Below are 24,190 nucleotides of genomic sequence, written 5' to 3'. Positions count from 1 at the left end.
GCCATGACCACCACCGCGGACCCCGGCCGCACTTCCGACTGGGACCCCACCGCGCCCGAGACGTTCGACAGCTCGCACGCCGTCTACGCGGGTCTGCGGCGGCGCTGCCCGGTGCCGTGGAGCGACGCCTTCGGCGGCTTCTGGGCCGCCACCCGCTACGCGGACGTGGTGCGGGTCGCCCGCGACAGCGCGACGTTCAGCACCGCGACCCAGAACGTCGTCCCGCACGTGCCGCGCACCCAGCGCCGCCCGCCGCTGCACTTCGACCCGCCCGAGCACGGCCTCTACCGCGCCCCCATGGACCGGGTGCTGCGCCGCGCCGTCGTGCGCCGCCTCGAACCGGCCTTCGCGCGGGCCGCCCGCGAACTGCTCGATCCGCTGCTGGCGCGCGGCCGCGGCGACTACTCGCAGGAGTTCGCGCTCCCGTACGCGGCACAGTGCTTCGCGATCTTCCTCGGGCTGCCCGTCGAGCAGGTGCTGGAGATCCGCCGCATCGGCGTCGAGTACAGCTTCGCCATCCAGGAGATGGACCGGGCGAGGGTCGCCGCGGCCAGCGACGAGCTGTACGCCATCGCCCGCACCATCGTCGAAGAGCGCGCCGCCGATCCGCGCGACCCGGACGAGGACCTGGTCTCCAGCCTGCTGGAGGCCTCCCGCGACCCCGAGCGGCCGATCCCGCACGACATGGTCGTGGCCACCGTACGGCAGACCGTCGTGGCCGGCATCGGCGCGCCGCACGCCGTGCTCGGCAGCGCCGCGGTCCACCTGTCGCGCGACCCCGCGCTCCAGGACCGGCTGCGCGCCGACCCCGGCCTGCTGCCCGCCGCCATCGAGGAGCTGCTGCGGCTGTACGCCCCCTACCGGGTGTTCGCCCGCACCGCCACGCGGGACGTCGAACTGGGCGGCCGCACGATCCGCGCCGGCGAGCCCATCGCGATGATCTTCCCCTCGGCGAACAGGGACGAGGCGGTCTTCGACGACGCCGACCGGCTCGACCTGGACCGGCGGCCCAACCGGCATCTCGCGTTCGGCCGCGGCCCGCACCGCTGCCCCGGCGCCGCGATGGCCCGCCTGGAGCTGGCCGCCGCCCTCGGCGAGCTGCTCTCCGCCACCGCTCGCGTCGAGCCCGGCGGCGAGGTGGAGATGTTCAACTGGCTGGAATTCGGCCCCAAGTCCGCCCCGCTGCGCTTCGTCCCCCGCGCCTGCCCCCGCTCGCCGGACTCGCTTCCCGGTCCGGCTTCCTGACGTCGTATCCCGGCCACCGCCCGCCGGTGCTGCCGGGTTCGTTCCCGTTCACCTCTTGCCCGGCACGAGTCTCGTGCCGGCCTCAACCCATCCGATGTGGAGGCACACACCGATGTCGGCCCGCTTCAAGACCGCCCGGATGCTGCTGGCGGCGACCGTGGGAGCGGTCGTCCTCGCCGGCTCCGTCCCCGCCGCGACGGCCTCGCCCGCCCCGAAGCCCTTACCGCCGGCCCCCGCGCCGGCCCGCACCGTGCTGCCCACCGTCAGAGAGGCCGCCGACGGGCTCCCCGGCCACACCGTCTACCGCCCCGCCGACCTGAAGAAGCTGCGCAAGGGCAGCCTGCCCGTGATCGTCCACGGCAACGGCGCCTGCGCGAAGAGCAACCTCGAAGGCATCGCGTTCCTCACCGGCCTGGCCTCCCAGGGGTACATCGTGATCGCCAACGGCGGCGTGTCCGACTTCCCGGAACCCGGCACGCCCGAGGACACCGTCGCGCACCCCGAGGCGCTGCTCGCCGCCGCCCGCTGGGCCACCGAGTCGAAGCAGGCGCGCAAGCAGTTCGAAGACCGCGCCGACACCACGCGCGTCGGCGTGCTCGGCCACAGCTGCGGCGGCGTCGAAGCGCTCGCCGCCGGCACCGACCCGATCGTGGACTCGGTCGCCGGGTTCAACACCGGGTACCTGCCCGAGCCGGCGTTCGGCGGCTACGGACGCGACCGCCTCGCCGATCTGCACACGCCGACGCTCCTGGTCAACGGCGGCCCCGACGACGTCGCGTACCAGAACAGCATCGACAACTACGCCCTGCTCGACGTCCCCGCCGTGCTGGCATCGAACGCGAGCGCCGGGCACGTCGGCTTCATCGCCGGCCTCCAGACGACGATGGGCTGGCAGGTGGCCGCCGACTGGTTCGACTACACCCTGCGCGGCGACCGGGCCGCCGGGGCGCGCTTCGCCGGACCGGACTGCGGGCTGTGCGGGGAGGACGGCTGGACGGTCGAGTCGAAGGGGCTGCCGCTGTGAGCCGCCGCGCATCCGCGATGCTGGGCCTGGCCGTCGCGGTCACGATGGCCACCACCGCCCTGCCGGCCACCGCGGCCACCGCCGCCGGCCCGCCGGGCGGAACTCCCTGCCTGCCCGCCTCGCCCGCCCGCCCCACCTGCATCAGCGGCACGCTCGGCGACGGCACGCCGTACGAGTTCGTCGTCCCGGCCCGCTGGAACGGCACCGTGGTCGTCGCGCTCGACTTCGCCGGCACCGGCCGCGACGAGGAGCTGACCGCCCGGCTGCTCGCCGACGGCATCGCCCGGGGCGGGACGAGCCGGGAGATCACCGGCTGGAACCTGCGCGCCGCCATCGACAACCAGGCCGAAGCGCTGGCCCGTTTCGAGCAGGCGTACGGCAAGGCCCGCTACGCCATCGCGTCCGGGACGTCCATGGGCGGCTTCGTCTCGGCCGGCGTCGCCCAGCTCCATCCCGGCGTCTTCGACGCGGCCGTCCCCATGTGCGGCGGGCTCAGCGGATCCGTCGCCCAGTGGAACCAGAAGCTCGACACGATGTTCGTGCTGGAACGCCTGGTCGCGCCCGGTCTCCCGGTGATCGACATTCCGGAGGACGTCGAGTCGGCCCGCCAGGCGTGGTTCGACGCGCTCGCCGCCGCCCAGCGCACCCCTGAGGGACGGGCCAGGATCGCGCTGGCCGCCGCGATCGGCCAGCTTCCCGCCTGGGGCAGGAACCCCGACGGCACCACGCCGCCACCGCCCGCCCCGGGTGACGCCGCCGCTCTCGAGCAGGGCGCCTACCTCGCGCTCGCCGGCGGCCCCCTGCCGTACGTCGGGCAGGCCATGAGCAGCCGCCGCCAGATCGCGCAGGTGACAGGCGGGAACCCGTCCTGGAACACCGGCGTCGACTACGCCGCGCAACTGCGCCAGGCCGACCCCGCGCTGCGGCGCGCCGTGGACAAGCTCTACAAGGAGGCCGGCCTGAAGCTCGCCGACGACCTGAAGACGCTGGCCGCGGCACCCCGCATCGCGGCCGACCCGGACGCCGTCGAGCGCTTCGCCCGCGGTCTCGTCCTGGACGGCAGGCTGCGCATCCCCGTCCTGACCCTGTCGAACATCGGCGACCAGATCTCCACCGTGGCGCAGCAGCAGGCGTACGAGGAGAACGTGCGCCGGGCGGGGGCGGGCTCGCTGCTGCGGCAGACGTACACCGAGAGCGCCGGCCACTGCGACTTCACACCGGCGGAGCAGCACGCCGCGCTGTCCGTCATGGTCGACCGGCTGCGCACGGGCCGCTGGCCCGCGACGTCCGCTCCGGCGATGAACGCCCGCGCGAAGCGCCTGGGAGCCGGCACCGAACCCCGGTACATCCCGTTCACCCCGCCCCGCTTCAACCGCCCGTACCCGGGCTGAACGGCTCGCGGTCCTCGCGAAGGCCGGGGCGATCGCGGTAGGGCTTGCCGAAAGCTGGACATGTCTTCCGCTAGCCACTACCGGCCTGCGGGTACCTCCGGACGCGGCCGGGCGATCGGCGTCCGGCCGCGGACGAGCCGAGCGAGGACCTGAGCCCATGCCACCCACCATGCGCGCGATCACCCAGGACACCTTCGGCGGCCCCGAGGTGCTGCACCTGGCCGAGGTGCCGCGCCCCGCGCCGCTGCCCACCGAGATCCTGGTACGTGTGCACGCCGCCGGCGTGAACCCCGTGGACTGGAAGACCCGCCAGGGCGGCGGCATGGCGGGGGTGCTCGGCGACCCGCCGTTCGTGCTGGGCTGGGACGTCTCCGGCGTGGTCGAGGAGGTCGGCTTCGGCGTGACCATCGTCCAGCCGGGCGACGAGGTGTTCGGCATGCCGTGGTTCCCGCGCCAGGCGGGCGCGTACGCCGAGTACGTCACCGCGCCCTCCCGCCAGTTCGCCCGCAAGCCCCGCACGATCGGCCACGTGGGCGCCGCCGCCACGCCCCTGGCCGCGCTCACCGCCTGGCAGGCCCTCATCGACACCGCCCGCATCGGCGGCGGGCAGCGCGTGCTCATCCACGCGGCGGCCGGCGGCGTCGGCCACCTGGCGGTGCAGATCGCCAAGAACGCGGGCGCGTACGTGATCGGCACCGCCCGCTCCGCCAAGCACGACTGGCTGCGCTCGCTCGGCGCCGACGAGCTCATCGACTACACCGCCACGCGCTTCGAGGAGGCCGTGGCCGACGTGGACGTGGTCCTGGACCTGATCGGCGACGTCCACGACCAGACCAGCACCCGCTCGCTGGGCGTCCTGCGCCCCGGCGGCCTGCTCATCGCCGTCCCGTCCGGCGTGGCCGCCGACCTGCTCGACCGCGCCCGCGAGCAGGGCGTACGCGCCACCGGCATCCTCGTCGAACCCGACGGCGCCGCCCTCACCCGCATCGCCGGCCTCATCGACAAGGGCGACCTGACGGTCGAGGTGGAGCAGACCTACCCCCTCGCCCAGGCCTCGGAAGCGCACCGCCACGGCGAACAGGGCCGCACCCGCGGCAAACTCGTCCTCACCGTCACCTGACCGCTGAGCCATCGCCGGAGACGAGCGCACTCTGCGGGGCCGCGGAGTTCGAGTAGCTCGTCAGGCCTCACGAGAACGGGTCGGCGTACGGAGCTTTGTTGACCCGCTCGTACATACGGCGCAGCCACGGTCGCTCATCCGTCGCCGGCCTGCCCAGCGCCACCGCGACGGCGGCCGCCCAGGCGGTCCGGGATGAAGACGGTCCCGCGCACGTCTCCGGGCGAGGTCACGGTGCGGGGCGTGCCCGGCCGGCGCGCCCGCTGCACCGAGGTGATGATCCGGTCGCTGGCGCTGATCGGCCTGCCCACGACCGTCTTCGCGGCGTTCCGCGAATCGACGTACTGGCTGTGGCCCTGGACGTGCACGGTGGGAGCGCCGGCGGCCGCCCTCTGCAGCCCCCTCGTGTACTCCACCACGCCGGAGGAGAGCCGCAGATGCGCGCGCGGCTACGGGCAGCGGTGGAGGTCCATGCTGCTGTACGCGGTCGTCATCGCGATCATCGGCGCCGGGGTCCAGGTGGGGACGCTCAAGGACGTCGGCTCGTACGTCTTCATCCTGATGCGCGTCACCATCGGCGTGCACTGCTGCGCCAAGTGCGCGGTCGCCGGGCCCGCGGTCCGCGGCAACGTGGCGCGGGCGTTCTCGGTGGGGCGGCGCGTCGCCCTGCTCGGACGGTGACGGCTCACGCCGTGGGGCGGTCACCGGCCCGTACGAGGTGCAGCCCGATGCCGTATCCGCCGACGACGACGAGCGTGTAGGCGTCGACCGGCCGCCCGTCCTCGCCGTAGGCGACGCCGGTGATGCAGAGCGCGGGCTCGCCGGGGGAGCCGCCGCACAGCCGGGCGGTGGCGGCGTCCAGTGAGGCCGGCTCGACGCGCTGGAGGCTTTCCCGTACGCGGTGGCCCACGGCCGCCAGCGCGTCGACGACGGTCGGGCAGCGCCCGAGGACCTGGGCGTCCATCCGCTCCGCCACGTGCGCGGGAAGGATGTCGGTCGCGACGCCGTAGACCTTGCCGTCGCGCACCCGGGTGCCGCGGAAGCGGACCGCGCGGCTGCCGGCCGGGATGTGCAGCCGAGCCGCGAGCGCCTCGTCGGCGACGATGACCCGCCGGGATCGGTGCAGTTCGTGGACATGGTGGGCCTCGTCGTCCAGGTCGTCGAGGAACCCGGTGTAGACCGGCCCGGAACGGGGTGACAGCGGCTCGATCGGCAGCTCGGCGTTCACGTACGTGCCCGAGCCGCGCCGGCTGGTGAGGTACCCGTTGCCGCGGAGGTCGGCGATGGCCTGGCGGATGGTGCTGCGGCTGGCGCCGAAACCGGCCGCGAGCTCCCCCTCGGGCGGCAGCCGGCTGCCGGGCGGGTAGGTTCCGGCGAGGATCCGGGCCTTGAGCGACATGGCGATGCGGATGTAGAGCGGCCGGTCCGGTCCCGGCGGGCGTACCACTGCTTGATGGCCTTTCAGCTACTCGCGGATGCGGGTCTGGATCGCGCTGCCAGCATAGGAGGCGTCCGGCAGGGCGGTGAGCCGGAGCATCGTGCCCGGCCACGGCGAACCTCCCCAGATGCCGGTGCAGCTCCCCCACGACCGTTAATTTGTAGGGTGTACCATACAAATCCGGCCGAGGCTCGCCGATGACGCTCACGCCGTGCTCCCCGCACCCCGCTCGGCAGAAAGGTGGCAGACCGCATGCACCGCCGGCTCGACGTTCCCGTGCTGACCGGATCTCGCGTCCGCCTGGAGCCGCTGGCGATGAGCCACGCGGCGGATCTGGCGGAGGCCGCCGAGGAGGACCGCTCCTCCTACGCCTTCACCCTCGTGCCCCGCGCCGATGAGGTCCCGGCCTACCTGCGCGCCCAGCTCTCCCGCGAGGGGCTGACCCCTTTCGCCCAGATTCGGCTGAGCGACGGGAAGGCGGTGGGATGCACCGGGCTCTGGGATCCCCGTACGTGGCCGGGCCGGGACGAGCTGCGCGCGGTGGAGATCGGCTGGACCTGGCTGTCCGCCTCGGCCTAGGGCACCATGATCAACGCCGAGGCCAAGCTGCTCCTGCTCACCCACGCGTTCGAAACGCTGAACGTGACCCGCGTCGATCTCAAGACCGACGCCCGCAACCACCGCTCACGCCGGGCGATCGAGCGGCTCGGCGCGCACTTCGAGGGCGTCCTGCGAAGCTGGTCACCCTCCTGGGCGCCGGGTGAGGAGGGCCTGCTGCGCGACTCGGCCATGTTCTCGGTGATCGCCCCGGAATGGCCCGCCGTCAAAGCGGCGCTGCGCGAGCGCCTCGCCGCCGCGCCGGCCGAGTCCGCGCGAGCGAGGTGAGATCCACATGCCGATGTTCGCCGAGCTGTTCGTGCCCGAGGACAGCGACCCCAGGCCCGCCGTGCCGGCCCAGGGGGACGAGAAGGCGATGCTCGCCGCCTGCCTCCGCTGGCATCGCGAGACGCTGAAGCTGAAGTGCAAGGACCTCGACCCGGGAGCGCTCGCCCGCCGGTCGGTGCCCTTCGCGAACCTGTCGCTGCTGGGGTTCGTACGGCACCTCGCCGACGTCGAACGGCGCTGGTTCCGCCGGGACATGGCCGGGCAACCGGCCGGCCCGTACTTTCAGACCGAGGAGCGTCCCGACGCGGCCTTCGACGACGCCGTGCCTGACGCGGAGATCGTCGCCGAGGCGTGGCGGCTCTGGCACGACGAGGTGGACTTCGCCGACCGGTTCGTGGCCGGGGCGGCGAACCTGGAGATCACCGGCACGGACCCCTGGCGCGGTACGATCACGCTGCGCTGGGTGCTCCTCCACATGATCGAGGAGTACGGGCGGCACAACGGCCACGCCGACCTCCTGCGTCAGGGCATCGACGGTGCGGTGGGCCTGTGACCAGGCAGGAGAGCATGAGCAGGAGAACGGACGTGCTGGTCAGGGCCGCACGGCCGGACGAGGCGGAGCCGCTGAGCGAGCTGGCGTTGCGCTCGAAGGCCTACTGGGGCTACGACGAGACGTTCATGGCGGCCTGCCGGGACGAGCTCACCGTCCCGGCATCGCAGGTGGAGGCCCGGCGGACGATGGTGGCCGAACGGGACGGCCGCGTGCTGGGGTTCGTCACCGTCGAGGGCGATCCGCCGGAGGGGGAGCTGGGCATGCTCTTCGTCGAACCGGACGCCATCGGGCACGGCATCGGCCGCCTGCTGCTCGAGCACGCGGTGACCGCCGCGCGGAGGCTCGGCTTCGTGCGGTTGCTGATCGAGGCGGACCCGCACGCCGAGCCGTTCTACCTGGCGATGGGCGCCGCCCGGATCGGTCTGGCCCCGTCCGGCTCCATCTCCGGGCGCAGCCTTCCGCTCCTGTCTCTCGACACGTGAGCGATCACGCGGGAGCGCGTCGCCCGCCCGGGGCGCGATCGTGCTCATGCGGTGCCTCCTCGCGTGCCGGTCACCGGAGCTTGATCTGAGGCCTCGATATTCGGCCTGACGAGCACCCCGAATCGCCGGACCTCGGGCAGGATGGCGGGCATGGTCTCGTATCAACTGGTGATCGATTGTGCGAATCCTGAGCGGATGGCCCGATTCTGGGCGGACGCATTGCGCTACAAGCTGGAGCCGCCGCCGGATGGCTTCGATACGTGGCGGGCGTACTGGCGCAGCATCGGCGTGCCGGAGGACGAGCTGGGCGAGGGCGACGGCAACGACGGCATCGTCGATCCGGAAGGGCGCGGGCCGAGGATCTGGTTCCAGCAGGTGCCCGAGGGCAAGGTCGTCAAGAACCGGTTCCACCTCGACGTGCTGGTCGGCGGCAAGCGCGACGAGACGCCCCTGGAGACCAGGAAGGCGCGGGTGGACGCCGAGGTGGAACGGCTGGTCAAGGCAGGGGCGTCCGTCGTCCGGGTGCACGCGCGGCCCGGGACCGACCATTACGCGGTGGCGATGCTCGACCCCGAGGGCAACGAGTTCGACGTGGTCTAGTACCGCTGTCGCCGGCGGAGGTCAGCGGTAGCCGGTGACGTCGGCGGGTTTGCCGGGGTCCTGGACCTCCACCAGGTAGCGCCAGCAGTCCGGCTGGGAGCCGTCCACGTCCGTGAAGCCGTACTCCTGCGCGAGCTGCCCGCTCGACAGCGACCGGCCGGTCCACCGCATCACGCCGGGGTCGGCGGCCAGGGCGGCGACGGCGCGGCCGACGTAGCGGGGCGACTCCGAGATGGCGAAGTGCGGCTCGCGCGCGGTCGCGTCCCGCCAGTTCTCCTCCTTCACCCCGAAGTGGTCGAGCATCAGCTCCGAGCGCAGCCAGCCGGGGGTCAGCGACACCGCCGCGCACCCGTACGGGCGCAGCTCGTGCGCCTGCGCGTAGCCGAGCCGGATGACCGCGCTCTTGGCCTGGTCGTAGAAGAACGAGACGCGGTAGTTGCGGTCGTTGTACTCCTTGGTGCCGTCGGTCATCTCCACCACCAGCCCGCCAGGCCGCTTGATCAGCAGGGGCAGCATGAAGTGGCTGGTGATGATGTGGGTGTCGATGGCCAGGCGGAGCAGGCGCAGGCCGGCGTCCAGGTCGTGCTCCCACAGCGGGGTGTCCCACTGGGCGAGGTGCTCGCCGCCCCAGATGTCGTTGACGAGGACGTCGAGGCGGCCGTGGTCGCGGCCGATGCGCTCGGCGAGCGACCTGACCTGGTCGCGGTCGAGGTGGTCGGCGGGTACGGCGATGCCGTGGCCGCCGGCCGCGTTCACCAGCTCGGCGGTCTCCTCGATGGTCTCCGGGCGGTCGTACTCCGAGCGCGACCGCCGGGTGGTGCGGCCGGTCACGTAGACGGTGGCGCCGGCCGCGCCCAGCTCGACGGCGACGCCCCGGCCGGCGCCGCGCGTCGCCCCGGCGACCAGGCAGACCTTGCCGTGCAGGTTCGGATGGTTGCTCATGCGGCGAACGTAACGAGGAAAGCCGACAACCCTTGTCATGTTTTCCGGGCCGTGGTCGTTTTCGTGGCGGCCGTTGAGGCGGGCGGCTCGGCCTCGAAACCCTGCCGATGCCGGACTTTGCCCCAGGGGCGTCGGTGGCTCGGCGTGGCGTCCCCCGGGTGCGAGCGGCGGGCGGGGTCAGCGGGTGGTGAAGGCGCCGCCGTTCACGTGGATGGTCTGGCCGGTGATGTGGCGCGCGCCGGGCGAGGCGAGGAAGAAGACGGTCTGCGCGATGTCGCCGGGCGTGCCGGGCCGCTTCAGCAGCGTCTCCTCCACCAGCGCGCGGTGGCGCTCCTCGGTCATGCCGTCGCCGAAGAAGTTGGTGCCGGTGACGTAACCGGACGAGATGACGTTGCAGGTCACGTCGCGCGGGCCCAGCTCGGCGGCGAGCGAGACGTTCCAGGCGGCGAGCGCGGCCTTGGCGGCGCCGTACGAGCCGCCGCGCCGTTCCGCGCCGATCGAGCCGATGCTGACCACCGTGCCGCCGGGCGCCAGCCGGTCCTGTACGGCGGCCGTGGTGAGCGCGGCGCTGAGCACGTTGAACGACAGGCTCGACTGCCACTGCAGGGCGAGCGCCTCCAGCGGCGGCGTGCCCTCGGGTGGGGTGGCGGGGAGCCCGCCGGCCGCGTTCACGAGTACGTCGAGCGGCCCGGTCAGCTCGGCGGCCAGCGCCGCGACCTGGTCGGGCCGGGTGGCGTCGCAGGCCACTCCGCGCACGCCCAGCTCCTGGGCGGCGGGTTCGACGGTGGCGGGGCGGCGGCCGGTGATGACGACGTCCGCGCCGTCGGCGGCGAAGCGGGCCGCGATGGCGCGGCCGATGCCGCTGGTTCCCCCGGTGACCAGTACGGTCCTGCCCATGAGTCCCTCCTGACGGCAGGTATGTTTAGGGCTAAATATAGCGAAGGGTTCCGACATGGCCGACGCCCCCACCAGCCCCGCGGAGATCGCCGCCGCCTGGCAGCGCGAGCGCCCCGGCACGCCGACCTCGTCCATCGAGATCGTCACGCCCATCTGGCGGCTGGCGAAGATGTTCGCCGACGACCGCGCCCGCGTGCTGCGCGCCGCCGGGATCGACGCGGCCACCCTCGACCTGCTGTCCGTGCTGCGCCGGTCCGGGCCGCCGTACCGGCTGACCACCCGCGAGCTGGCCCGCCGCACGCTCGTCACGGCCGGAGCGATCTCCCAGCGGGTGGCCAGGGCCGAGCGCGCGGGCCTCATCCACCGCGCGCCCGGCGGCGCGGGGCGCAAGAGCGTCGTCGTCACGCTGACCGACGAGGGCCACGCGCTCATCGAACGTTCGGTGGACTCGGTGCTCGGCCGCGAGGCCTCCCTGGTGGCCGGGCTGACCCCGGAGGAGCGCGCCACCCTCGTCCACCTGCTGGACAAGCTGACCGCCGACGTGCGCAGGCGGCTGTCAGCCGAGCCCTGACCGGCGGCGCAGCCCCGCCGCCGTCGCCACCGAGGCCGCGCCGAGCAGCAGCGCCGGCACGAGGTACAGCAGCGTCGAAGGGCTGAGCAGGTCGAATGGTTCGAGCCCCAGCGCCGTACGGCCCAGCGCGACCGCGAACAGGCTCGCGTACCCGGCGATGGCCGCGCTCATCGCCGCCAGCCGCGCCCGGCCGGACAGCCGGGTGAAGCCCATCAGCCAGGCCAGCCCCGGCAGCACCTGGATCGCGTGCATCGGCACCGCGTGGGCGTACTTCATCGCGCCCGCCCGCCCGTACGTGCTCATCGAGTGGGTCAGCGGCGAGGCGCCCGCGTCGAGCAGGCCGAGCCCGTGCACGATCATCCATATGCCGACCACCTGCGCGGCCAGCAGCGCCAGCATGCCGCCGCGGATCGCCCACGCCATCGGCGCGGGCGCGGTGCAGACGGTGAACGCCGCCACCGTGATCAGCAGCAGCGCGACGTTGGTGACCGCGATCGTGACGCCGCCGGCCGTGAACAGCGCCCCGTCCAGCTCCGTCATGTCGTTGAAGTGCGACGGCACGCCCCGCGCGCGCTGCACGCTCACCCACGCCACCTCCAGCGCGGTCGAGACGCACAGCAGCACCGACACCAGCCATCCCGACCAGGCCGGCACCCGCAGGTGGCCGCCGATCCAGCCGAGCGTGAGCGTGGTCAGGCCGAACGAGATCCCGAACGTGGTCGGCTTGCGCCACGACAGCGGCCCCTCGATCGGGCCGCCGGTGACCGCCCAGATCGCGCCGTGCACGAGGCCGGTGAGGATGAGGGCGGCGCCGACGGCGTACGCCAGCCGCTGGTAGCCGCGCGCTTCGTCCCACAACGTGACGCGCAGCGACGCACCCATGGCGCGGGGGAGCGGTATCTCGGACATGAGGGACCTCCTGGTGGCAGCGGTCGGAGAACGGTGAACCGGTGTTCCAGCGGGATCCCTGTGACCTCTGACGGTAGGCGGCGGGCCGGCGTACCGGATCCCCCGCCGCACGGAACCTCGGGCTCACCCGGTCCGGGGAGGCTCCCTCTTGAGAGGGAGGTCGAGCGCGGCGCCGCGCCTCATACTTGGGCGTATGCCGACGAAACGCGTGGCGGCGTGGATCCGGGAGCACCCGGTGGCCGCCGACGGGGCGCTCGCCGTGCTCCTCGCGGCGATCTCCCTGATCGCGCTGTTCGTCCGCGCCCTCGCCGAGCACATGCCACGCCCCGGGCCGCTCGCCGTCACCATGGTGCTGCTCAGCACGCTGCCGCTGGCGTGGCGGCGCAGCCACCCCCTGTGGATCAACCTCGGCGTCGGCGCGGTGACGGCCGCCTACGGCGCCGCACCCTTCCCCGACCTGGTCACGCCCGTGGCGCCGGGCGGCGTCGTCGCCCTCTACACCATGGTCGCCTGGTGCGGCAGGAGAGTCTCCGCCGTCGTGGGCGTGCTCGCGGGGGTCGGCGTGGCGGTCGTCGCGCTGGTGCCGGCCACCGACAGCGACCTGCTGGACGTCGCCTTCACCACGCTGCTGCTGGCCGGGGCGTGGGTGCTGGGGGACAGCGCGCGGATCAGGCGGGCGTACACGGCCGAGCTGGAGGCCCGCGCCGAGCTGCTGGCCCGCGAACGCGACTTCGAAGCCCGCCGCGCGGTCGCCGCGGAACGCGCCCGCATCGCCCGCGAGCTGCACGATGTCGTCACGCACCACGTCGGCATGATGGTGGTGCAGGCCGAGGCGGGTCCGGTGCTCGCCGAACGCGACCCGCGGTCCGCCGAGCGGACGTTCGACACCATCGCCGAGACCGGGCGGCAGGCCATGACCGAGATGCGCCGCCTGTTAGGCGTGCTGCGCGAGGAGAGCCCGCCGGGAGCGGACGCGCCGCAGCGGGGGGAGGGCGCGCTGGAGCCGCAGCCCGGGCTCGCGCAGGTGCCCGAACTGGTCGAACAGGCCCGCCGGGCCGGGGTGCGGGCCTCGCTGGAGGTGGACGGGCCTGCGGGGCCGCTGCCCGCCGGGGTGGAGCTGTCGGCGTACCGGATCGTGCAGGAGGCGCTGACGAACGTGATGAAGCACGCGGGCGGGGCGCGGGTCCGCGTAGCGGTCCGGCACTCCGAAGGTGACCTGCGCATCGAGGTGTGCGACGACGGCCCCGGGACCGGGGGAGGAGACGGCATCGACCGGCCTGGCCAGAACGGGCGCGATGCGCAACCATCCGATGAGGACGGGCGGGGTGCGGCAGCGTCCGATTCGAACGGCCAGGGGCCGAGCGGGCACGGGCTGATCGGGATGCGCGAGCGCGTCCAGCTCTTCGGCGGCGAGCTGACCGCCGCAGCCCGGCCCGAGGGCGGCTTCGCCGTGGTGGCCCGGCTCCCGATCGGCGGTGCGCGATGACGATGCGGGCGATCGGGAGCCGGGCGGGATGACGATCAGGATCGTCGTGGCCGATGACCAGGAGCTGGTACGCGCCGGCTTCCGCGCGATCCTCGACGCCCAGCCGGACATGGAGGTGGTCGCCGAGGCCGCCGACGGGGTGCAGGCCGTCGAGGCGGCCCGGCGGTGGCGGCCCGACGTCGTGCTCATGGACGTACGCATGCCCCGCATGGACGGCCTCGAGGCCACCCGCCGCATCGCCGGACCGGACGCGGCCGACCCGGTCAAGGTGCTCGTGGTGACCACCTTCGACCTGGACGAGTACGTCTTCGAGGCCCTGCGCGCGGGCGCCGCCGGCTTCCTGCTCAAGGACGTGCGCCGGTCCGGCCTGGTCGAGGCCGTACGCGTGGTCGCCGCCGGAGAGGCGCTGCTCGCACCGTCGGTCACCCGGCGGCTCATCGGCGAGTTCGTCCGCGCCCGGCCGCCCGCCCGTACGTCCCGGAATCCGCCGCCCGAGATCAGCACGCTCACCGCGAGGGAACGGGAGGTGCTGGAGCTGATCGCCCGTGGCCGGTCGAACGCCGAGATCGCCGCCGACCTGACGATCGGGGAGCAGACGGTGAAGACCCACGTGAGCAACGTGCTGAGCAAGCTGCTGCTGCGCGACCGGGTGCACGCGGTGATCCTCGCGTACGAGACCGGTCTCATCCGCCCCTCCCGGGACCACCGGCCCTGACGGCCCGTACGCGCCGCCGGCGTGGCCGCGGTACCACGATGGAGCGGCATGCCGGGGCAAGGCGCGGAAAGGGGCGCACTGAGAGGGGGCGCGCTGAGAGGGGGCGCGCTGAGAGGGGGCGCACTGAGAGGGGCGCACTGAGAGGGGCGCGCTGAGAAGGGGCGCACTGAGAAGGGGCGCGCTGAGAAGGGGCGGCAAAGCAGCAGGCCGGCGAACCGGCAGGCGGCAGAGGCATCGAGCGCTTCACGGCGCTGACAATTCACAACGCGCACGTTTGAATGGTGACCGTGGCCTCGGCACCACCCCGGCGAGGTGATCGTCAGCGGCCCTTGCCCGGAACCCCCCACCAGCACGAACGGAGCCGACGTGACGACTGAACCCCGCTCCATGACCGCCGACGACCGCAAGGTCCTCGCCGGCACCCTGGCCGGCACCACCATCGAGTGGTACGACTTCTTCATCTACGCCCAGGCCGCCGGCCTGGTGTTCGGGCCGCTGTTCCTGGCCCCGGTCAACGACCGGTCCGAGGGCCTGGCCACGATCATCTCGCTGGCCACGATCGGCATCAGCTTCCTGTTCCGGCCGCTCGGCGCGATCGTGGCGGGCCGCTACGGCGACCGGCTGGGCCGCAAGCGCATGCTGGTCATGACGCTCCTGCTCATGGGCGGGGCCACCACGATGATCGGCCTGCTGCCCACGTACGGGTCGATCGGGGTGGCGGCGCCGATCGCCCTGATCCTGCTGCGCATCGTGCAGGGCTTCTCGGCGGGCGGCGAGTGGGGCGGCGCGGCCCTGCTGGCCGTGGAGCACGCGCCGCGCGAGCGCCGCGGTCTGTGGGGCACGTTCCCGCAGATCGGCGTGCCGATCGGGCTCATCCTGGCGACCGGCGTCCTGTGGATCATGAGTACGGTGACCACCCCCGAGCAGTTCCAGGCGTGGGGCTGGCGGGTGCCGTTCCTGCTCTCGCTGACCCTGATCGTCATCGGCTACCTCGTGCGCCGCGCCGTGGAGGAGAGCCCGGTCTTCAAGGAGCTGCAGCAGCGCACCAAGACCTCGTCGGCGCCGCTGCATGACCTGTTCCGCGGCCACAGCAGGAACGTGCTGCTCACCGCGCTGGTCTTCGTGGCCAACAACGCGGCCGGCTACCTGCTCATCGCGTACTTCATCAGCTACGGCACCACCGCGCTCGGCCTGCCCCGCCCGTCCGTGCTGCTGGCGACCGTCGCCGGCTCGGTGGCATGGCTGGTGTTCACGCTGTACGGCGGCGCGCTGTCCGACCGCATCGGCCGCGTCCGCACGTTCCAGATCGGGTACGCGCTGGTGTTCGTCTGGATGATCCCGCTGTTCCTGCTGATGGAGACCCGCGGGATCTGGCTCTTCACCGTGGCGATCCTCGTGCTGGCCGTCGGTCTCGGCCTGTCGTACGGCCCGATGTCGGCCATGTACGCCGAGATGTTCCCCGCATCGGTGCGCTACTCGGGGGCGGCGATCGGGTACGCGCTGGGCGCGATCCTCGGCGGCGCGTTCGCCCCCATGATCGCGGAGGCCCTGGTGCGGAGCACGGGATCGGCGCTGTCCGTGGGCGGCTACATCATGGTGCTCTGCGTGATCTCGCTGGTGGCGGTCACCGCCGTGAAGGAGCCGAGGGGCACCGATCTGGGCCTCTCCCAGCAGCCGATCGCCTGACCTCCGGGGCGGGTTCCGCCTCGCCGGACGCCGGTGGTCGTGGTGATCAACCCATGTCGGAAAAATCACCACTTTCGTTGTGTCTCGTCTCATTGTTCACTATATGCGCGCCATGATCATCATGGCGTTCCGCAGCAGATGACAGGAGACTTCATGGCACATCTGAGGCCTGCCGTGCGCCGGGCACTGACGGTCGCTTCCCTGACGGCCGTCGTGGCCGCCGCCTCCGCCGCGATACTCGCCGACGCGGACCCGGCCGAGGCGGCGCGGATCACCGCGACCTGTGCGAACAACAGCGGCGACGCCGCCACGATCCAGTCCGTGATCGACGGCTCCGACGAGGGCGACGAGATCGTCATCGACGGCCCCTGCCTGATCACCAGCACCATCCTGCTGGCCGGTGACCGCACGTACCGGGGCGAGAGCCCGACGACCCTCCTCAAGCAGGCCGATGGCCGCAATCTTCCGGCGGTCGTGGCCTCCAGGTCATGGGCCGACGGTGACGAAGACGACCCCAGCGCCGACGGGCGGATCGTGCTGCGCGATCTCACCATCGACGCCAACTCGGCCGGCAACCCGCAGGGCGGCGACGGTGTCCTGATCCGCGCCTGGGGCAGCATCATCGAGAACCTGCACATCCAGAACGCCAAGGCCAACGGACTCCGCATCACCAGCGTCGCCCGCAATGGGGCCGTCGTGCCCCAGGGCGGCATGGTCAACGGCCGCATTCACGGCCTCTTCATCGATCAATCCGGGCAGAACGGCATCTACGTCGAGGAGGGCGACAATGCGGTGACCGACTGGAACCTCACCGAGACCTGGGTCGACGAGACCGGGGGCGATGCGATCAAGCTGGAGAACAGCGCCGGCTGGGTGATCGAGCGCAACCACGTCTACGAGGTCGGCGGCGCGGGCATCAACGCCGATCGCCTCTACGCGACCACCATCAGCGACAACTACGTCGAGGACTTCGCCACCTACGGCATCGAGGTCGCCGTCCAGGGTGACGCCGCGAGCACCATCGCGGGCAACCGCGTCTTCCAGTTCAGCGGCTCCGGGACCACGTACGTGGCCATCACGGGGGTCAACTACGACACCGGTAACGTCGCCGTCACCGGCAACGTCATCCGGGGCAACGGCTCCGGCACCGGCCTGTCGTACCAGCGGGGCGGCAACCAGCTCACCGTCACCTCGACGGGCAACCTCGTCACCGACGTGACCACCCAGCGGTCGGTCGGCTCCGGCGTCACCGTGAACGCCGGAGTCTGACCCGGACGGCCCGCGAGAGCGCCGCACGAGGCCGCGCCCTCGCGGGCGACCCCGAGACCAGACGGGTTGATCAGCGACGATGCGGGCAACCGGCGACCAGGCGGGCGGCCGGGGCCGGGCGGGTGATCAGCGACCAGGCGGGCGGCCGGGGGCGGGCGGGCGAGCAGGGATCGAGGCGGGCTACCGGACGGCCTTGGCGAAGGCGCCCGCGCTCATCCCGAACGGCTGCCGAAAGTGCCTGTTGAGGTGGCTCTGGTCGAAGAAGCCCAGCTCACCGGCCACCTCCGCGACACTCTTGCCCGCCGCCGGCATCTCTTTGGCCCTGGCCAGGCGCACCAGGTTCCGGTAGCGGTGCGGCGGCACGCCGTACGCGCGCTGGAAACTCCTGATGAGGTGGTGCTTGCCGCACCCGGCGACCGACGCCAGCTCGTCGAGCCCGATGTTGTCGTCCAGCCGATCGTCCAGCCGATCGTGCAGAAGGTCGCACTTCGCGCAGCGCCCGGTGGCGCGGCGGCGCGCCGGACGGATGCGATGAGACGGCGTGCCGGGTGACGAGGCGGTCGAGCACCCCGGTCAGCGCCGACTGCACGGTCAGCGCGTCGTCGTCCTCGGCGAGGAGGCCATGCAGCGCCGCGATGTCGTCGAACAGGTCGTGGTCGCGGTAGCGCAGCTCGCGGAAGCGGGGCCGGTCGGCGCGGCCGCCCGCCGGCAGGAGGGATGCGTCCACGACGAGGATCCGCGTCAGCGGGTGCGCGTCAGGGCCGCCGCCGGCCGAGGAGACCACCTCGTCCGGCTCGACGACGGTCACCAAACCGGAGCCGGCCTCGCCGTGCACCCGCCCCCGGTAGTGCACGGGAGGCGGAGCCCCGCCCGGCGTGATCTTGATACCGTACCCGCCGTCGAGGCGGACCCGCCGGTCGGCGTGCGGCTCCGGGTGCTCGGCCACGACTTCGACCCCTGGGAGCCGCCGCGGGAGCCACCTGACCGTCTGCACGTGGTCCATGTCGATTTCGTCCTAGTCGGCGTCTCAGGCCCCACCCTACGCTGCGGTCCAGCCCAGGGCGAAAGCCCCGAGCGGGACCAGGGAGGCACACGTCCCATGCCAGATGACGCGGTGAGCATGAAGGCCGGCGAGCCGGTGGTGATCAGCCTGCGGGTGAACGGCCGCGAGCACACGCTGCGGGTCGAGCCCAGGGCGACGCTGCTGGACGCGCTGCGCGAGCGGCTCGGGCTGACGGGCGCCAAGAAGGGCTGCGACCAGGGGGCGTGCGGGGCGTGCACGGTGCTGGTCGACGGCCGGCGCGTCAACGCCTGTCTCACGCTGGCGGTCATGCAGCGCGACGCCGAGATCACCACGATCGAGGGGCCGGCGGAGGGGGACGAGCTGCATCCGGTGCAGCAGGCGTTCCTCGACTGCGACGCGTTCCAGTGCGGCTACTGCACCTCCGGCGACGTGTACGTCCGGGGCGACCGTTCCAGGGGCGAGCGGTACGCGCGGATCCTGCGCCGCAACCGGCTCCAGTCCGTGGAGGCCGCCGGCGACCACAACCCGCCACCGCCCCACGAGGCGACGATCGCAAGGCGCGCCTTCGGCGCCGACTTCGCGGAGGTGAAGGTGGATCCCGAGCTGGGCACGGTCCGGGTGACCAGGCACGTCAAGGTCGTCGAGGCGGGCCGCATCCTCAACCCCCGCACCGTGCGCTCCCAGATCATCGGCGGCGTCGTGATGGGCATCGGCCAGGCGCTGACCGAGGCCACCGAGGTGGACCGCCGCGACGCGCGCATCTCCAACGCCGGCCTCTGGGGCTACCACGTGCCGGTGAACGCCGACGTCCCCGACATCACGGCCATGTTCGTGGAGCGGGACGACCCGCACATCCCGGGCGGCGTGAAGGGGATCGGCGAGATGGCCACCATCGGCACCGCCCCGGCCATCGCCAACGCCGTCTGCCACGCGACCGGCAGGCGTATCCGCGACCTGCCGATCATCCCGGACAAGCTGCTGTGACACCGCCGGCGGCCGTGCCGGGCGGATCTCCAGGCGTATCCGGTCCAAGCCGGCACGCATGGACGAGACGCCGCCGGGCTCGGCCGTCATCCCGGCACAGCGCCACCTTCTCCCGCCGCGCGACCTCTTCTCTCGCCCGCGGCGGTTTCTCCTCCCGCTCACGGCGGCTTCTTCTCTCGCCCGTGACGGCTTCTTCTCCCGTCCGCGGCGGTTTCTCCTCCCGCTCACGGCGGCTTCTTCTCTCGCCCGCGACGGGTTCTTCTCCCGTCCGCGGCGGTTTCTCCTCCCGCTCACGGCGGCGTCTTCTCTCGCCCGTGACGGCTTCTCCTCCCACCCGTGACGGCTTCTTCTCTCGTGACGGCGGCTTCTTCTCCCGCTCGCGACGACGTGCGGCGTGGCTGTTTTTCCACCTATGACGACTTCAGGCGTGGTTGCGGATGAAAAATCGGAATTGCGCCTGGCGTATCCGATCAAGCATTTCCCAAATTCGGCGACGGTCGTGCTTAGCCCGCATTCCCGCAGGAAAAGACCTGATCCGCGCTTACCATCGGGCCGGAATGACGTTATGTCCGATATGCGCGAGATCCACGAAAATTCGTTTCCGGGGGGATTCATGGACGCATTTCACGGCCGGCGTTCCGGCGTCGTCATCGCGGCGGCGGCTCTTCTGATATCCGCACCCATCGCCGCGCACGGCGAAGCGCAACCGCGGCGAGCCGATGCCGGCCCTTCGGCGAGCCCGGCGCTCCTGCCCGGCATCGTCACCGACAGCCATTGGGGCATCATCGGGCGCAACACGATCGGCGGGCCGAACGCGGTCCTGCGCGAGGGCCCCTACGGGCGCATCGGCGCCTCGTTCGCCGCCACCCAGCCGCCCCCGTACGGGCACGGCAGCCTCGGCATCATCGTCGGCAGCGGCGCCGACAAGATCGCGTGGGGCAACGAGAAGATCTTCGCGGGCAAGCGGCTGTCGTCCATCAAGACGCTCAAGTACTGGGTGTTCGCCGGCATGGACAGCCTCACCGGCGTCAGCCTGCCGAACATCACCATCGAGGTCGACCCCAACGTCGGCCCCGCCGACTACACGAGCCTCGTCTACCTGCCCGACACCTCCACCAGCCCGTCCGCGCCCACGACCCGCGAGGTCAACCGGTGGCAGCAGTACGACGCCTCCGCCGACGGCAGCAAGTGGTACGCGACCGGCGCCACGGGCGGGGCCATCACCTGCACCCAGGCGACGCCGTGCTCGTTCACCGAGCTCAAGAACAAGCTGCCGGACGCGGTGATCAGTCTCAGCCTCGGCATCTCCAAGGGCCGCGACAACCCGTTCATCGGCGCCGTGGACGGACTCCAGGTCAACCGCACGGTCTATGACTTCGAGTTCAGGGGGGTGCGTACGAGGTTCGCGCGCGAGCAGTGAGTTCCGCCGCGGGCCGGCGGTCCTTCCTCGGCGCCCGGAGCGCCGAGGAGGAGACCCGGCGCGCAGCGTCACCTGCTCCATGGGAGTCTCGCTCGACGGCCGCATCGCCGGCCCCGGCGGCGGCTTCGCCTGGGCCGGGCCCGATGAGGAGATCTTCCGCTCCCACATCGACGAACTGCGGCGGGTCGATGTCCACCTGATGGGGCGGCGGCCGTACGAGACGATGTTCTTCCGGGAGACCGCCGGCGAGGAGCCGTCGCCCGACGACGACGCGCGCATGGATCGCGCCGGGGAACCCGCTGCGGAAGGTCGTCTTCTCCACCATGCTCACCGGGGCGCAGGGTAACGCCCGCCTGGCCATCGGCGGCCTGGCCGAGGAGATCGCGCGGCTGCGCGCCGAGCCGGGGGAGGGGGGAGATCGCGATCGGCGGCGCGGCCCCCGCCGCCGAGGCGGCCGCCTCGGACCTGATCGACGAGTACCGGGCCGTCGCCCACCCGGTGCTGGTGGGCGGCGGGACGGCGTCCCGGTCTTCGCGTTCATCGACACCCCTCACGCCGGACAGGCAGGCACTGATCGCAAGGTCCAGCCGGCGGCGGCCGGCGCGGGCGGCGTGGCCTCGACCACCCGGAGGCCGGGCCCGTCCCGGACTGCCGCTGCTCACGCCGCAGGATCGCGGCCGGTCTCGGGTGCGGGCGTTCGTGCCGATCGGCGAGGGGCCGGCTGCCCACAAGGTAAGACGCACTTTCCAAGGAGTGGTCACACGTGCCAGAATCATGCACAACCTGTAGGTAATAGCAATTTCCGGAAAGGGAGGGGCATGGCGGCACGTGCCGCGGGGGTGCGGTTGCGCGGCCTCGGCCACACCTTCGGCAACGGTCACGCCGTGCTGCGGGACATCGACCTCGACCTCCCGCCCGGAGAGATCGTCGCCATCCTGGGGCCGAGCGGTTGCGGCAAGTCGACGCTGCTGCGGCTGGTGGCCGGGCTCGACACCCCTTCGGCGGGCGAGGTGCTGGTGGACGGGCGCGCCGTCACGGGCATCGACGAGCGCTGCGCCGTCGTCTTCCAGGAGCCGCGCCTGCTGCCCTGGCGCGACCTCGCCGGGAACGTACGGCTCGGCCTGCCCAAGGGCACCCGCAAGGCGGAGGGCGACCGTATCGTGCGGCACTGGCTCGACGTCGTCGGCCTGGCCGGTTTCCACGGGCACCGTCCGCGCCAGGTCTCCGGCGGCATGGCGCAGCGCACCGCGCTGGCCAGAGCGCTCGCGAGGGAGCCCGGCGTACTGCTGCTCGACGAGCCGTTCGCCGCCCTGGACGCGCTCACCCGGCTGCGCATGCAGGACCTGCTGGCCGACGTGCAGCGCGGCGCCGGGACGACGGTGCTGCTCGTCACCCACGACGTGGACGAGGCGCTGCACCTGGCCGACCGGGTGGTCATGCTCGGCAGCATCCCGCCGGAGCCGGGCGCGACCGTGGTGACCACGCTCGACGTCAAGCACCCGCGGCCGCGCGACCGCGCACACCCCGAGCTCGCCGAGCTCCGCGCCGACCTGCTGGAACGGCTCGGCGTGCCCAGGCCCGTCCCCGCCGAAGAGGCGACGCCGTGAAGAAGGCCGTGATGAAGCCCGTGAAGGAAACACCATGATCCACCGTCGCCTCCTGCTCATCACCGCGCTGGTCGCGACCCTGGCCACCGGCTGCGTGCAGGGCGAGAGCGACACCGCGACGCCCGCGCAAGGTGAGCTCCGGCTCGACTACGCCTACTACAACCCGCTCAGCCTGGTCATCCGCCGGCAGCGCTGGCTGGAGGACGAGCTGAAGGGCACCACGGTCACCTGGGTCCTGTCGGCCGGCAGCAACAAGGCCAACGAGAACCTGCGCGCCGAGACCATCGACGTCGGCTCCACCGCGGGCTCCGCCGCGCTGCAGGCCCGCGCCAACGGCACGCCCATCAAGACGATCGGCATCTACACCCAGCCCGAGTGGACGGCGCTCGTCGTGCCCAAGGACTCGCCGATCAAGGACGTCAAGGAGCTCAAGGGCAAGAAGGTCGCCGCGACCAAGGGCACCGACCCGTACTTCTTCCTGCTCCAGACGCTGGAGGAGGCCGGGCTCGGCGGCTCGGACGTCGAGGTCGTCAACCTGCAGCACGCCGACGGCAGGACGGCGCTGGAACGCGGCGACGTGGACGCCTGGGCCGGGCTTGACCCGATGATGGCGCAGAGCGAGCTGGAGGCCGGCTCGAAGCTCGTCTACCGCAACCCCGGCTTCAACACCTACGGCTTCCTCAACGCCCGCGAGGGCTTCATCAAGGACCACCCCGACCTCGCGCAGAAGGTGCTGGACGCCTACGAGCGGGCGCGCGCCTGGGTCGCCGAGCACCCCGACGAGGCCGTCGAGCTGCTGGCCCAGGAGGCCAAGATCACGCCCGAGGTCGCCGCGGTGGTGCTGAAGGAGCGGACGAAGACCGACATCAGCCCGGTGCCCGGCGCCGAGCAGCGCAAGGTGCTCGAACGCATCCTGCCGACCCTCGTGCGCGAGAACCAGGTCCGCTCCGAGGACGAGGCCCGCAAGGCGCTCGACTCGCTGTTCGAGCCGGGCTTCGCCGAGCAGGCGAAGGCGGCGTCGTGACCACCCGCCCCACCGGCACGCCGAACCTGGACCGCACGCAGGACGGCCCCGCGACCCCGCCGCCGGACCGGGGGAGCGCGCGGGCGGGAGGGCGGCGGTTCTCGCGGGTGGGGCGGGTCGCCGCCGGGCTGGTGGTGCCGCTGGCCGCACTGGCCGCCTGGCAGGCCGCCGCGTCGGCGGGCGTGTTCACCCCGGCCCAGCTCCCCGCGCCGTCGGCCGTGCTCGCTGCGGTCGGCGAGCTGATCCAGCGCGGCGAGCTGTGGCAGCACATCGCGATCAGCGGGCAGCGGGTGCTGCTCGGCTTCGCCGCGGGCGCGGCCGCCGGCCTGCTGCTGGGCGCGGCGGTCGGCCTGTACGCCCCGGTCAGGGCGCTGCTCGCACCCAGCGTCGCCGCCCTGCGCGCGGTGCCGTCGCTGGCCTGGGTGCCGCTGCTGGTGCTCTGGCTGGGCATCGCCGAGGCCCCGAAGATCGTGCTGGTGGCGATCGGCGCGTTCTTCCCCGTCTACACCACCGTCGCCTCCGCGCTGTCCCACGTGGACCCGCACCTCGTCGAGGCGGGCCGCGCGTACGGGCTGCGCGGCGTCGGCCTGCTCACCCGCATCCAGCTCCCGTACGCGGCGCCGTCCGTGCTCGCCGGGCTGCGGCTCGGCCTCGCCCAGGGCTGGCTGTTCCTCGTCGCCGCCGAGCTGATCGCCTCCTCCATGGGGCTCGGCTTCCTGCTCATCGACAGCCAGAACACCGGCAGGACGGACATCCTGCTGCTGTCGATCCTGCTGCTCGCCCTGCTGGGCAAGGCCGCGGACGCGCTGCTCGGCCTGCTTGCCCGTACGCTGTCCGGCCCGCTCGCCCACGACAAGGACTGAACCAGGCACCGCCACGGCCGGGTCCGGCGCCGCCGGGCCCGGCCTCCGGCATGCCCGC

Annotated in this window: 24 protein-coding genes and 1 pseudogene; 20 read left to right on the top strand and 5 right to left on the bottom strand. The window is 72.7% G+C overall.

Annotated elements, in window-relative coordinates:
- The first annotated feature begins 3 nt into the window (after positions 1 to 3).
- From ACGFIM_RS04130 to ACGFIM_RS04110, 5 genes are all read left to right on the top strand, one after another.
- Positions 4 to 1,245, top strand: a complete 1,242-nt coding sequence (locus ACGFIM_RS04130; RefSeq protein WP_393194272.1) for a cytochrome P450 — start codon at positions 4 to 6, stop codon at positions 1,243 to 1,245.
- A 112-nt stretch (positions 1,246 to 1,357) separates the two neighbouring features.
- The gene (locus ACGFIM_RS04125) at positions 1,358 to 2,269 is read left to right on the top strand and encodes an alpha/beta hydrolase family protein (protein ID WP_393194269.1); all 912 of its coding nucleotides are present in this window, start codon (positions 1,358 to 1,360) and stop codon (positions 2,267 to 2,269) included.
- On the top strand, positions 2,266 to 3,660 hold the full coding sequence (locus tag ACGFIM_RS04120) for an alpha/beta hydrolase family protein (RefSeq protein WP_393194266.1): 1,395 nt from the start codon (positions 2,266 to 2,268) through the stop codon (positions 3,658 to 3,660). The genes ACGFIM_RS04125 and ACGFIM_RS04120 overlap by 4 nt, the downstream gene beginning before the upstream one ends.
- Positions 3,661 to 3,817: 157 nt before the next feature.
- The gene (locus ACGFIM_RS04115; RefSeq protein ID WP_393194263.1) at positions 3,818 to 4,780 is read left to right on the top strand and encodes an NADP-dependent oxidoreductase; all 963 of its coding nucleotides are present in this window, start codon (positions 3,818 to 3,820) and stop codon (positions 4,778 to 4,780) included.
- A gap of 192 nt (positions 4,781 to 4,972) precedes the next feature.
- Positions 4,973 to 5,458 carry a hypothetical protein gene (locus ACGFIM_RS04110; protein ID WP_393194260.1) on the top strand — a complete coding sequence of 162 codons (486 nt, stop codon included), beginning with the start codon at positions 4,973 to 4,975 and terminating at the stop codon, positions 5,456 to 5,458.
- Between the two features lie 4 nt (positions 5,459 to 5,462).
- Here the strand turns inward: ACGFIM_RS04110 and ACGFIM_RS04105 are convergent, their stop codons facing one another.
- Positions 5,463 to 6,224, bottom strand: a complete 762-nt coding sequence (locus tag ACGFIM_RS04105) for a GntR family transcriptional regulator (RefSeq protein WP_393194256.1) — start codon at positions 6,222 to 6,224, stop codon at positions 5,463 to 5,465.
- A 243-nt stretch (positions 6,225 to 6,467) separates the two neighbouring features.
- Here ACGFIM_RS04105 and ACGFIM_RS04100 point away from each other — a divergent pair.
- The 4 genes and pseudogenes from ACGFIM_RS04100 (at position 6,468) to ACGFIM_RS04085 (ending at position 8,735) form a co-directional block, all read left to right on the top strand.
- Positions 6,468 to 7,100: pseudogene (locus ACGFIM_RS04100) on the top strand (GNAT family N-acetyltransferase).
- Between the two features lie 7 nt (positions 7,101 to 7,107).
- Positions 7,108 to 7,653, top strand: coding sequence for a DinB family protein (locus tag ACGFIM_RS04095; RefSeq protein WP_393194254.1), 546 nt, complete (start codon positions 7,108 to 7,110; stop codon positions 7,651 to 7,653).
- 14 nt (positions 7,654 to 7,667) lie between these two features.
- Positions 7,668 to 8,135 carry a GNAT family N-acetyltransferase gene (locus ACGFIM_RS04090; protein WP_393194251.1) on the top strand — a complete coding sequence of 156 codons (468 nt, stop codon included), beginning with the start codon at positions 7,668 to 7,670 and terminating at the stop codon, positions 8,133 to 8,135.
- Positions 8,136 to 8,276: 141 nt separating this feature from the next.
- The gene (locus ACGFIM_RS04085) at positions 8,277 to 8,735 is read left to right on the top strand and encodes a VOC family protein (RefSeq protein ID WP_393194248.1); all 459 of its coding nucleotides are present in this window, start codon (positions 8,277 to 8,279) and stop codon (positions 8,733 to 8,735) included.
- A 21-nt stretch (positions 8,736 to 8,756) separates the two neighbouring features.
- Here the strand turns inward: ACGFIM_RS04085 and ACGFIM_RS04080 are convergent, their stop codons facing one another.
- Both ACGFIM_RS04080 and ACGFIM_RS04075 read right to left on the bottom strand, forming a co-directional pair.
- Positions 8,757 to 9,677 (bottom strand): SDR family oxidoreductase, encoded by a 921-nt coding sequence (locus ACGFIM_RS04080; RefSeq protein WP_393194245.1) that lies wholly within the window; start codon positions 9,675 to 9,677, stop codon positions 8,757 to 8,759.
- 177 nt (positions 9,678 to 9,854) lie between these two features.
- Positions 9,855 to 10,574, bottom strand: a complete 720-nt coding sequence (locus ACGFIM_RS04075) for an SDR family NAD(P)-dependent oxidoreductase (protein ID WP_393194242.1) — start codon at positions 10,572 to 10,574, stop codon at positions 9,855 to 9,857.
- A 55-nt stretch (positions 10,575 to 10,629) separates the two neighbouring features.
- On the opposite strand from ACGFIM_RS04075, the gene ACGFIM_RS04070 reads away from it, so the two are divergent.
- Entirely contained in the window at positions 10,630 to 11,145 is a 516-nt protein-coding gene (locus ACGFIM_RS04070) for a MarR family winged helix-turn-helix transcriptional regulator (RefSeq protein ID WP_393194239.1), read from the top strand.
- On the opposite strand, the gene ACGFIM_RS04065 is transcribed toward ACGFIM_RS04070, so the two are convergent.
- Positions 11,131 to 12,054, bottom strand: coding sequence for a hypothetical protein (locus tag ACGFIM_RS04065; protein ID WP_393194236.1), 924 nt, complete (start codon positions 12,052 to 12,054; stop codon positions 11,131 to 11,133). The genes ACGFIM_RS04070 and ACGFIM_RS04065 overlap by 15 nt on opposite strands.
- A 193-nt stretch (positions 12,055 to 12,247) precedes the next feature.
- On the opposite strand from ACGFIM_RS04065, the gene ACGFIM_RS04060 reads away from it, so the two are divergent.
- The 4 genes from ACGFIM_RS04060 to ACGFIM_RS04045 all read left to right on the top strand — a co-directional run bounded on the left by ACGFIM_RS04060 (position 12,248) and on the right by ACGFIM_RS04045 (position 17,210).
- The gene (locus tag ACGFIM_RS04060) at positions 12,248 to 13,540 is read left to right on the top strand and encodes a sensor histidine kinase (protein ID WP_393194233.1); all 1,293 of its coding nucleotides are present in this window, start codon (positions 12,248 to 12,250) and stop codon (positions 13,538 to 13,540) included.
- 28 nt (positions 13,541 to 13,568) lie between these two features.
- Positions 13,569 to 14,255 (top strand): response regulator, encoded by a 687-nt coding sequence (locus tag ACGFIM_RS04055; RefSeq protein WP_393199621.1) that lies wholly within the window; start codon positions 13,569 to 13,571, stop codon positions 14,253 to 14,255.
- A 387-nt stretch (positions 14,256 to 14,642) separates the two neighbouring features.
- Positions 14,643 to 15,941: an MFS transporter gene (locus tag ACGFIM_RS04050; protein ID WP_393199618.1), complete on the top strand. Its 1,299-nt coding sequence runs from the start codon at positions 14,643 to 14,645 to the stop codon at positions 15,939 to 15,941.
- Positions 15,942 to 16,094: 153 nt separating this feature from the next.
- Positions 16,095 to 17,210 carry a right-handed parallel beta-helix repeat-containing protein gene (locus ACGFIM_RS04045; protein WP_393194230.1) on the top strand — a complete coding sequence of 372 codons (1,116 nt, stop codon included), beginning with the start codon at positions 16,095 to 16,097 and terminating at the stop codon, positions 17,208 to 17,210.
- A 180-nt stretch (positions 17,211 to 17,390) separates the two neighbouring features.
- Here the strand turns inward: ACGFIM_RS04045 and ACGFIM_RS04040 are convergent, their stop codons facing one another.
- Entirely contained in the window at positions 17,391 to 17,600 is a 210-nt protein-coding gene (locus tag ACGFIM_RS04040; protein ID WP_393199615.1) for a helix-turn-helix domain-containing protein, read from the bottom strand.
- 709 nt (positions 17,601 to 18,309) lie between these two features.
- Between ACGFIM_RS04040 and ACGFIM_RS04035 the strand changes: the two genes are divergently transcribed.
- The 6 genes from ACGFIM_RS04035 (at position 18,310) to ACGFIM_RS04010 (ending at position 24,132) form a co-directional block, all read left to right on the top strand.
- Positions 18,310 to 19,218 carry a molybdopterin-dependent oxidoreductase gene (locus ACGFIM_RS04035; protein WP_393194227.1) on the top strand — a complete coding sequence of 303 codons (909 nt, stop codon included), beginning with the start codon at positions 18,310 to 18,312 and terminating at the stop codon, positions 19,216 to 19,218.
- A gap of 613 nt (positions 19,219 to 19,831) precedes the next feature.
- Positions 19,832 to 20,638, top strand: a complete 807-nt coding sequence (locus ACGFIM_RS04030) for a hypothetical protein (RefSeq protein WP_393194224.1) — start codon at positions 19,832 to 19,834, stop codon at positions 20,636 to 20,638.
- A 79-nt stretch (positions 20,639 to 20,717) separates the two neighbouring features.
- Positions 20,718 to 20,984: a hypothetical protein gene (locus tag ACGFIM_RS04025; protein WP_393194221.1), complete on the top strand. Its 267-nt coding sequence runs from the start codon at positions 20,718 to 20,720 to the stop codon at positions 20,982 to 20,984.
- A gap of 472 nt (positions 20,985 to 21,456) precedes the next feature.
- Positions 21,457 to 22,245, top strand: a complete 789-nt coding sequence (locus ACGFIM_RS04020; protein WP_393194218.1) for an ABC transporter ATP-binding protein — start codon at positions 21,457 to 21,459, stop codon at positions 22,243 to 22,245.
- Between the two features lie 34 nt (positions 22,246 to 22,279).
- The gene (locus tag ACGFIM_RS04015) at positions 22,280 to 23,269 is read left to right on the top strand and encodes an aliphatic sulfonate ABC transporter substrate-binding protein (RefSeq protein WP_393194215.1); all 990 of its coding nucleotides are present in this window, start codon (positions 22,280 to 22,282) and stop codon (positions 23,267 to 23,269) included.
- Positions 23,266 to 24,132, top strand: coding sequence for an ABC transporter permease (locus ACGFIM_RS04010; protein ID WP_393194212.1), 867 nt, complete (start codon positions 23,266 to 23,268; stop codon positions 24,130 to 24,132). Before ACGFIM_RS04015 ends, ACGFIM_RS04010 begins: the two co-directional genes overlap by 4 nt.
- The last annotated feature ends 58 nt before the right edge of the window (positions 24,133 to 24,190 follow it).

The sequence above is a fragment of the Nonomuraea sp. NPDC049309 genome (assembly GCF_043196965.1).
Classification (GTDB): Bacteria; Actinomycetota; Actinomycetes; order Streptosporangiales; family Streptosporangiaceae; genus Nonomuraea; species Nonomuraea fastidiosa.
This window is presented reverse-complemented; position numbering and strand designations above follow the sequence as displayed.